This is a genomic window from Streptomyces sp. NPDC059851 (assembly GCF_042732005.1).
Taxonomy (GTDB): Bacteria; Actinomycetota; Actinomycetes; order Streptomycetales; family Streptomycetaceae; genus Streptomyces.
In genome coordinates this window covers 59250-67422 of the sequence record NZ_JBHWJJ010000035.1, presented here as the reverse complement: position 1 = coordinate 67422, position 8173 = coordinate 59250, and the positions used below count along the sequence as shown (strand labels likewise).

9 protein-coding genes are annotated in these 8173 nt (G+C 74.5%); 5 read left to right on the top strand and 4 right to left on the bottom strand.

The window, feature by feature from the left end:
- Positions 1–136 precede the first annotated feature (136 nt).
- On the bottom strand, positions 137–814 hold the full coding sequence (locus tag ACFV7Q_RS15245) for a response regulator transcription factor (protein WP_385428510.1): 678 nt from the start codon (positions 812–814) through the stop codon (positions 137–139).
- 133 nt (positions 815–947) lie between these two features.
- Between ACFV7Q_RS15245 and ACFV7Q_RS15240 the strand changes: the two genes are divergently transcribed.
- Positions 948–1571, top strand: a complete 624-nt coding sequence (locus ACFV7Q_RS15240; RefSeq protein WP_385428509.1) for a hypothetical protein — start codon at positions 948–950, stop codon at positions 1569–1571.
- Between the two features lie 871 nt (positions 1572–2442).
- Here ACFV7Q_RS15240 and ACFV7Q_RS15235 read toward each other — a convergent pair.
- Entirely contained in the window at positions 2443–3147 is a 705-nt protein-coding gene (locus ACFV7Q_RS15235; RefSeq protein ID WP_385428507.1) for a GntR family transcriptional regulator, read from the bottom strand.
- Positions 3148–3217: 70 nt separating this feature from the next.
- Between ACFV7Q_RS15235 and ACFV7Q_RS15230 the strand changes: the two genes are divergently transcribed.
- Both ACFV7Q_RS15230 and ACFV7Q_RS15225 read left to right on the top strand, forming a co-directional pair.
- A complete protein-coding gene (locus ACFV7Q_RS15230) occupies positions 3218–3643 on the top strand; it encodes a VOC family protein (RefSeq protein WP_385428506.1) in 426 nt (141 codons plus the stop codon).
- Positions 3640–4392 (top strand): SDR family NAD(P)-dependent oxidoreductase, encoded by a 753-nt coding sequence (locus ACFV7Q_RS15225; RefSeq protein ID WP_385428504.1) that lies wholly within the window; start codon positions 3640–3642, stop codon positions 4390–4392. The genes ACFV7Q_RS15230 and ACFV7Q_RS15225 overlap by 4 nt, the downstream gene beginning before the upstream one ends.
- A 47-nt stretch (positions 4393–4439) precedes the next feature.
- On the opposite strand, the gene ACFV7Q_RS15220 is transcribed toward ACFV7Q_RS15225, so the two are convergent.
- Entirely contained in the window at positions 4440–5141 is a 702-nt protein-coding gene (locus tag ACFV7Q_RS15220; RefSeq protein WP_385428502.1) for a hemerythrin domain-containing protein, read from the bottom strand.
- A gap of 112 nt (positions 5142–5253) precedes the next feature.
- On the opposite strand from ACFV7Q_RS15220, the gene ACFV7Q_RS15215 reads away from it, so the two are divergent.
- Together ACFV7Q_RS15215 and ACFV7Q_RS15210 are read left to right on the top strand one after the other, a co-directional pair.
- Positions 5254–6039 (top strand): IclR family transcriptional regulator, encoded by a 786-nt coding sequence (locus tag ACFV7Q_RS15215; protein WP_385428500.1) that lies wholly within the window; start codon positions 5254–5256, stop codon positions 6037–6039.
- A gap of 86 nt (positions 6040–6125) precedes the next feature.
- On the top strand, positions 6126–6452 hold the full coding sequence (locus ACFV7Q_RS15210; protein ID WP_385428498.1) for a putative quinol monooxygenase: 327 nt from the start codon (positions 6126–6128) through the stop codon (positions 6450–6452).
- Between the two features lie 69 nt (positions 6453–6521).
- Here ACFV7Q_RS15210 and ACFV7Q_RS15205 read toward each other — a convergent pair whose 3' ends face one another.
- On the bottom strand, positions 6522–8150 hold the full coding sequence (locus ACFV7Q_RS15205; RefSeq protein WP_385428496.1) for an AMP-binding protein: 1629 nt from the start codon (positions 8148–8150) through the stop codon (positions 6522–6524).
- Positions 8151–8173: the final 23 nt, after the last annotated feature.

Sequence of the window (8173 nt, the reverse complement as noted above, 5' to 3'; positions counted from 1 at the left end):
GCCGCGGAGTGCGCGCCCGGCGCCGCTCGCGGGGGCAGGGCCGGCGCCGCTCGCGGGGGCGCGGTCGCGGTCGCTCGCGGGGGCGCGGTCGCAGTCGCTCGCCGGGTCGGAGCGGGGGCCGCCCGTCGGGTCGGGTTCAGCCACCGTCTGCCGCCAGCCGGTAGCCCGCTCCGCGGACGGTCTCCACCGCGGCCCGACCGAAGGGGGCGTCGATCTTCCGGCGCAGGGCACTGACGTGGACCTCGACGACGTTCAGGTCGCCCTCGTACGCGGCGTCCCACACGTTCTCCAATATGTCCCGTTTGGGGACCACCTCCCCGGCCCGTCGGGCCAGGTACTCCAGGACCGCGAACTCCCGCGACGTCAGCCGGGCCTCGGCGCCCCCGCGGGTGCAGCGCTGCCGGGCCGGGTCGATGACCAGGTCGCCGAGCTCCATGACCTGGGGGCTGCGGCGGCCGGTGCGCCGGACGAGGGCGCGCAGCCGGGCGACGAGGACGACGTACGAGAACGGCTTGGAGAGGAAGTCGTCCGCACCGGTGTCGAGGGCCTCGGCCTCGTCGTACTCGCCGTCCTTGGCGGTGAGCATGAGGATGCCGGACTCGCAGCCGCTCGCCCGCAGCCGGGCGCAGACCCGGTAGCCGTTGAGGCCGGGCAGCATGATGTCGAGCACGATGGCGTCGTAGTCGTGCTCGCACGCCAGCCAGAGGCCGTCGAGGCCGTCGTGGGCGACGTCGACCGAAAAGCCCTCCGCCTGCAGGCCACGCTGCAGGGCAGCGGCCAGTCGCCGCTCGTCCTCGACCACCAGTACGCGCATGGGGACAAGGTTCTCAGGTCGCCGCCGCGGATTGCTGAAGAGGTCTTCAGCCGGCTTCAGCGGGGCTTCAGCATCGTCGGTGCAGGATCCGGCGAGCCGGGCAGGGTGCCCGGAGAACGCGAGGAGCAGTCACATGACTCAGTCCAGCCCCCAGCCCGCCGCGTCCCCGACGGATGCGGGTGAGACGAAGGCCGACCCGGCGGCGCAGAGCCGCGGCCGGATGGCCCGGCTGGTCCGCGAAGGGCGTACGCGGTGGGTGGCGCTCGGGGTGGTCGCGGCGGTCGGCGGCGCTGCGGCGGCGGCCGTCGCCGTGGCGGCGGGGCACCACGACCACCGGGAGCACGCGCGGGGGAAGTTCGCCGCGGAAGTCCGTGCACACCAGCGCCACGGGGAGGGTCCGGTGGACGGCCCGTTCGCGCAGAAGCGGTTCCGGGGCGGCGAGCCGCCCGCGGTCGACGGTGAGCGCGGCTGGCCGATACCGGGGGTGAAGGGGGACCGTGGCGGCGCCGTCAAGGCTCCGGTTCCCCTGCCCGCGCTGCCGGCCGCCCAGGCCGTGGAGAAGGCCGCTGCCGCCGTGCAGGGCGGCAAGGTCGAGGCACTGCGGGCGGTGCCCCAGGAGGGCGGCAAGAGCGCCTGGCTGGCGGTGGTCCTCGGCCCCGACGGCGTCCGCCACGCCGTGACCCTCAACGGGGAGGACGGCACGATCACCGGCAACACGGTTCACGACACGGTCCGCGGCAAGGCCTTCCGCCCCTGACCGAGGAGGGGGCGACCGCCCGCTGCGCGGCGTGACCGGCACCGCTCCGGCCCCGGGCAGCGGGCCACCCGGGGAACCGTGGGAGCCGGGTCGGGTCCGCACGTGCTCCGCACGCCGTCCGGCACCGTAGTCCCACGGCCGCAGCCCTACCGGCCGTGTTCTGGCCGAGCCGGCACAGCGCCGCACCGATGCGCGCTGCCGGGCTCCGGCAGGTCTGGCGGCAAACACCGCCGGCGGCGGAGCCGAGCGGCCGGGGTCCGTTTCCGGCCGCGCCCGGTGCCGGCACGACGTCGCACCGGTTCGTGCCCCCGGGCGCCGGCAGGTCCGTCACCCTCGGCAGCGGCTCCCGCTCGCTCGCCCCCGCTCCGGGTCGCATCCGCCGCCCGGAATCCCGGCGACCGCCCCCAGGACCGACGCCCACGCAGCCAGCGGGCCGCACCGGCAATCCCCGGACGCCGCGCAGGGCCGCCGACTCGGCGCCGGCCGGACTGGTGCCGCCGGCCAGGGGCAGGTCCGGCGCGCGGGGCCGTCCGCAGCAGTCGGCGCGGGTCCCGGAAGCACCCGCCGGATGCACCCCGTCGGCCGCACCGGGGACGAACCCCACGGCAGCACGCAGCCGCGGAACCCGCCCCGCGTCATCTCCTACCGGACCGCGGCCCGTCGCCCGCGCACGGCACCACCCGCAGCAGTCGACACCGAGACCGAGACCGAGAGCGAGACCGATCCGCACGACGCCCGCCGGCCGACACCGGCGGCCTCGGCGAGGGGCGGAGCAGCGGGGCGGCGGGCGGTCGGCCGTGGGCGTTGGTGGTCGGGTGCCGGGCGGGCCGCACGGTGCAGTGCGGGTCGGGGCGTCAGGCGGTGCGGGGCGTCAGGCGGTGCGGGGCGTCAGGCGCCGGGTGAGTTCGCGGCAGGCCGCCAGGACGTGGTCCTCCGCGGCCTCCTGGGCCGCCTGCGCATCCCCCGTGCGCAGCAGCCGGACCAGCTCGCGGTGTTCTGCGACGACGGCCGCGCGGTAGCCGTCGTGTCCGAGCCGGACCCGCGTCAGCTGGTAGAGGTGGACCTGGGAGCGGATGGCCGCCCAGCCGTCGTACAGGCGGCTGTTGCCGGCGATCCGGTAGATCCGGTCGTGGAAGTCCAGGTCGAGGGCGAGGAGGCGGGGGCCCTGCGCGCCCCGGGCGAGCTCCTGCGCCATCGTGTCGACCAGTGCGTCGAGCTCGACCGTGTCGGCCCCGGTGGCCCGTTCGGCGGCGAGGCGGGTGGCGAGGCGTTCGAGCGCCGCCCTCACCGCGTACAGGTCCTGCGCCTCGTCGGCCGTGACGTCGATGACCTTCGTGCCCCGGTGCCACGCACTGCGGACCAGCCCTTCGCGTGCGAGCACGGACAGGCCCTCGCGCACCGATCCCCTGCTGATGTCCAGCGCCTGGGCGAGCTCGACCTCGCGCAGCGCTGCGCCCGGGGCGAACCGCCCGGCGAGGATCGCCTCGCGGATCCGGTCCGCGGCCTCGTCGGCCAGGCCGCGGCGCCGGGCCGGCCCCATACCGTCCGCGCCTGGCGCGATCCCTCTCGTGTCCATGGTCGAATGTTGACATTCGGACATCGTGCGGGTCAAAGTCGGGGCGCAACCCAGCGGAAAGGAGCCCGTGATGGGCCGACCCGGCTTCCATCTCGCCGTACCCGTCGACGATCTGACGAGGGCCCGGGAGTTCTACGGCGGCACGCTCGGACTGGCGGAGGGCCGGTCCACCGACTCCTGGATCGACTGGGACTTCCACGGGCACCAGCTGGTCACGCACCTCCAGCCCCGCGACACCGCCCCCGCTTCCGGCGCGCACGGCGTCGTCGACGGACACCGGTTCCCCGTACCGCACTTCGGGCTGCTGCTCTCCGTACCCGAGTTCCACGCGCTGTCAGGGCGGTTGCGGGCGGCCGGGACGGTGTTCGCCGTCGAGCCGGGGGTCCGTTTCGCCGGGGAGCCGGCCGAGCAGTGGACGATGTTCCTGCACGATCCGGCGGGCAACGCGCTGGAGTTCAAGGCGTTCCTGGACGAGGGGCAGGTGTTCGCCCGATGAGCCGCGGGGTCCTGGTCACCGGCGCGTCCCGGGGCATCGGCCGGGCGGTGGCGGCCGCGTTCGCCCGGCGGGGCGACCGGGTGGCCGTGCACTGCTCGGCCCGGAACGCCGACGCGCTCGACACGCTGGCCGCGCTGCCCGGGGACGGGCACGTGCTCGTCGAGGGCGACCTCACCGACGCCGCCCGGGTCGAAGCCCTGGTCGCCGAGGCGGACGAGGCGCTGGGCGGGACGGACGTGCTGGTGAACAATGCGGCGGTCGCGGTGCGGCACCCCCTGCCCACGACGTCTTACGCGGACTGGCAGGAGGCCTGGCAGCGCACGGCGGCGGTGAACCTGTTCGGCACCGTCAACGTCAGTTACTGCGTCGCCCGCCACATGATCGACGGGGGCCGGCCGGGGCACATCGTGAACGTCGGCTCGCGCGGCGCGTTCCGCGGGGAGCCCGACCATCCCGCGTACGGCGCCACCAAGGCCGCGCTGCACGCCTTCGGCCAGTCGCTGGCGGTCTCGCTCGCGCCCCACGGCATCGTGGTCGCCTCGGTGGCGCCGGGCTTCGTCGCCACCGAGCGGGTCGCGGACCGCCTCGCCTCCCCCGAGGGGGAGCGGATCGCCGCGCAGAGCCCCTTCGGTCGGGTCGCCGCGCCCGAGGAGGTCGCCTCCGCCGTCCTGTACCTGGCCTCGCCCGAGGCGGCCTGGTCCTCAGGGGCGGTCCTGGACGTGAACGGGGCTTCGTACCTGCGGACCTGAGGCACCGGCCGGTCGTGCCACCGGCCGCGCCGCCCGTTCGTGTGGCGTCAGCACGCGAAGACGGCCTCCGCCTCGTCGGCGTACGCGCGCAGCAGCGGCCGTACGGCGGCGGGGTCCGCCGCGCCGGGCAGCAGCCGGTGCAGTTCGCCGGGGGTGGCGTGGCTGAGCAGCCAGCCGCGGGCCCACTCCGGGTCCGCCGAGCGGTCCGCGGAGCGGATGCCGGCCTCGGCGGCGGCGTACGCGGCTCCGGGCACCCGGCCGTTGATCAGCGGGAAGAGGTGCTCCTCCTCGGCCGCGACGTGCCGGGCGAGGAGGTCCCGCTGCCGGGCGAGGAGGCCCGCCAGTTCCCGTACGTGGCCGTCCGGATCGGCGGCGAAGCGGTCCGCGGCCGTCCCGCAGGCGGCCTGGAGGGCGTCGAGCGCCTCGTGGTCGTCGGCGAAGCGGACCAGGCCGGCGACCGTGTCGGCCGCGTCCGGTACGGCGTCGAGGACCAGCGGCCAGAGCATGCGGTCCTCGCCGCGGTGGTGACCCCGTACGACGGCGTGGTGGCGGTGCACGTACGCGGCGATGGCGGCGGCCCGCCCCGCGGGCACCGGCCGCCCGGCCGAGGCGAGTCCGGCGAGCAGCCCGGCGAGGCGGTCGATGTCGGCGAGCATCGCCCGGTGGGCCAGCCGGATGCCGGTGAGGTCCGGAGACGTGCCGGTGCCGTGCGGTGCGGCCGTGGTGTCGCAGGTGCGTTCGCTGTCCATGCCGCGACTCTGCCCTGTGCTCCTTTGCAGGCGGTCAACGTTCGATGAACGCCGCCGGGCGCCGTAGGCTCGTACGTCCGTCCCGTCGTCCAGTCACCCCGGGGAACCCGTCATGCCGCACACCGGTCCCGGTACCGGTCCGCAGTCCGTCGACCGTGCACTGGCGATCCTCGACGCCGTCGCCGACTCGGGTGGCGGACCGGTGAGCGCCAAGGCCCTGGCGCGCCGGCTGGAGTGCTCGCTGTCCACGGCCTACCACCTGCTGGCGCCGCTCACCGGGCGCGGCTACCTGGTGCGCACCGCGCAGGGGTACGTGTTGGGGCCCACGATCCCCGGGCTGCACCGGAGCCTGCTGCGGCAGCTGGAGCCGGCCCCGCGCCTGGCCGATGTGCTGGCCCGGCTGCGCCGCGCCACCGGCGCCGAGGCGTACTACACCGCCTACCGGGGCGGTCTGATCACGGTGGTCGACACGACGGCGCCGGTCACGGACACCGGCAACCCGTTCACCCCGGGGCGGGAGACCCGCGCCCATGCGACCGCGCACGGGAAGGCGCTGCTGGCCGAGCTGCCGCGGCCGACGCTGCGGCGGTACCTGGCCGAGCACGGGATGGCCCGGCTGACCGGGGCCACCATCACCCGCGCCGACGTGCTGGAGGCGGAGCTGTCCCGGGTACGGGGGCAGGGCTTCGCCGTGTCGGTCGGGGAGGCCGATCCCGCGTACACCTGTATGGCGGTCGCCCTGCCGCGAGGTGCGGGCGGGGGCGGGGGCGGTGACGGCGACGCGGTGCACGCCCTGTCGGTGTCGCTGCCGACCGCGGAGTTCCGGCAGCGGACGGGGGAGGTCCACACCGCCCTCGTCCGGACCGCCGAAGAGGTGCGGATCCTGGGCGCCCGCTGACGCCGGGCCGCGCGGAGTTTCCGACGATGCCGGAATACGGGCCCGTCGGGGTGCGCGGCCCGGGCTCCGCCTGCCAGGCTGACCGCATGATCTTCATCGCCGTCAGGTTCGACGTCCGTCCCGAGTTCAGCGACGACTGGCTCACGATCGTCGACGACTTCACCCAGGCCACCCGCAACGAGCCGGGCAACCTCTTCTACGACTGGTCGCGCAGCGTCGACGACCCCACCAAGTACACGCTCCTGGAGGGCTTCACCGACGCCGAGGCGGGCGCCGCGCACGTCGCCTCCGACCACTTCAAGGCCGGGATGGAGACGATGGCCCGCGCCATCGCCACCCGGCCGGAGATCATCCACGTCGAGGTGCCCGGCCAGGGCTGGAACACCATGGCCGAGCTGTCGCCGCGCGACTGACCACCTCCTGCTCCGTCCGCCGCGCGTGGCGTGGCGCGCGTGGCGCGCGTGGCAGCCGCACCGATCGCGTCACACGGGGAGGTCCAGCAGGCGGGCGGCCACCTCGCGCATCTCGACCTTGCGGATCTTCCCGGTGACCGTCATCGGGAACTCCTCCACCACGTGGACGTAGCGCGGGATCTTGAAGCGGGCCAGCCGTCCGTCGCAGTACGCGCGGACGGCTTCCGCGGTCAGCGGCGCGGCGCCGTCGCGCATCCGCACCCAAGCCATCAGTTCCTCCCCGTACTTGGCGTCGGGGACGCCGATGACCTGGACGTCCAGCACGTCCGGGTGGGCGTGGAGGAACTCCTCGACCTCCCGCGGGTACACGTTCTCCCCGCCCCGGATCACCATGTCCTTGATCCGGCCGGTGATGCTCAGGTAGCCGTCGTCGTCCATGACCGCCAGGTCCCCGGTGTGCATCCAGCGCGCCGCGTCGACCGCCTCGGCGGTGCGCTCCGGTTCGCCCCAGTAGCCGAGCATCACCGAGTAGCCGCGCGTGCACAGCTCCCCCGGCTCGCCGCGCGGCACGGTCCGGCCGGTCTGCGGGTCGACGACCTTGACCTCCAGGTGCGGGCCGACCCGGCCCACCGTGGAGACCCGGCGTTCGAGGGAGTCGTCGGCGCGGGTTTGCGTCGATACCGGGGAGGTCTCCGTCATCCCGTAGCAGATCGACACTTCGGCCATGCCCATGCGGTCGATGACCTCCTTCATCACCTCGACCGGGCAGGGCGAGCCGGCCATGATGCCGGTCCGCAGGCTGGACAGGTCGTACCGGGCGAAACCCGGGTCGGCCAACTCGGCGATGAACATGGTGGGGACGCCGTACAGCGAGGTGCACCGCTCGGCCTCGACCGCGGCCAGGGTGGCCGCCGGGTCGAAGGAGGGGGCGGGGATCACCATCGTCGCGCCGTGGCTCGTACAGGCCAAATTGGCCATGACCATGCCAAAACAGTGGTAGAGCGGGACCGGGATGCACACCCGGTCCTGCTCGGTGTAGCGACACAACTCACCCACGAAGAAACCATTGTTGAGGATGTTGTGGTGCGACAGCGTCGCACCCTTCGGGAATCCGGTGGTCCCCGACGTGTACTGGATGTTCACCGGGTCGTCCGGGCTCAGTTGCGCTCCCGCGCACGCCAGTTCGGCAGGATCGCCGCACCGGCCGCGCTCCAGCAGGGCGGCCCAGTCGGGCCCGTCGAGCAGGACGGTGAACTCCAACTCCGGGCAGGTCGGCCGCACTTCCTCGATCATGGCGGCGTAGTCGGAGGTCTTGAAGCGGTCCGCGGCGACCAGCATCCGCATCCCCGACTGCCGCAGCACGTACTCCAACTCGTGGGCCCGGTACGCCGGGTTCACGGTGACGAGGATCGCGCCGAGCCTGGCCGTGGCGTACTGCACGAGCGTCCACTCGGCACGGTTGGGGGCCCAGATGCCGACGCGGTCACCCTTGGCGATGCCGAGACCGAGCAGGCCGAGGGCGAGGGCGTCGACATCGGCCGCGAACTCCGCGTACGTCCAACGGCGCCCGGTGGCGGACTCGACGAGCGCGTCACGGCCGGGGAAGCGGCGTACGGTGCGGTCCAGGTTCTCTCCGATCGTGTCGCCCAGCAGCGGCACTTCACAGACCCCGGACGCATAGCTCGACGCAGCGGACACGCGTTCCTCCTCGATCGGTGGCG

What these genes read in the sequence shown, in the direction of transcription:
- ACFV7Q_RS15245 (WP_385428510.1), bottom strand. Translation starts at nt 814, where the DNA reads ATGCGCGTACTGGTGGTCGAGGACGAGCGGCGACTGGCCGCTGCCCTG.
- ACFV7Q_RS15240 (WP_385428509.1), top strand. Translation starts at nt 948, where the DNA reads ATGACTCAGTCCAGCCCCCAGCCCGCCGCGTCCCCGACGGATGCGGGT.
- ACFV7Q_RS15235 (WP_385428507.1), bottom strand. Translation starts at nt 3,147, where the DNA reads ATGGACACGAGAGGGATCGCGCCAGGCGCGGACGGTATGGGGCCGGCC.
- ACFV7Q_RS15230 (WP_385428506.1), top strand. Translation starts at nt 3,218, where the DNA reads ATGGGCCGACCCGGCTTCCATCTCGCCGTACCCGTCGACGATCTGACG.
- ACFV7Q_RS15225 (WP_385428504.1), top strand. Translation starts at nt 3,640, where the DNA reads ATGAGCCGCGGGGTCCTGGTCACCGGCGCGTCCCGGGGCATCGGCCGG.
- ACFV7Q_RS15220 (WP_385428502.1), bottom strand. Translation starts at nt 5,141, where the DNA reads ATGGACAGCGAACGCACCTGCGACACCACGGCCGCACCGCACGGCACC.
- ACFV7Q_RS15215 (WP_385428500.1), top strand. Translation starts at nt 5,254, where the DNA reads ATGCCGCACACCGGTCCCGGTACCGGTCCGCAGTCCGTCGACCGTGCA.
- ACFV7Q_RS15210 (WP_385428498.1), top strand. Translation starts at nt 6,126, where the DNA reads ATGATCTTCATCGCCGTCAGGTTCGACGTCCGTCCCGAGTTCAGCGAC.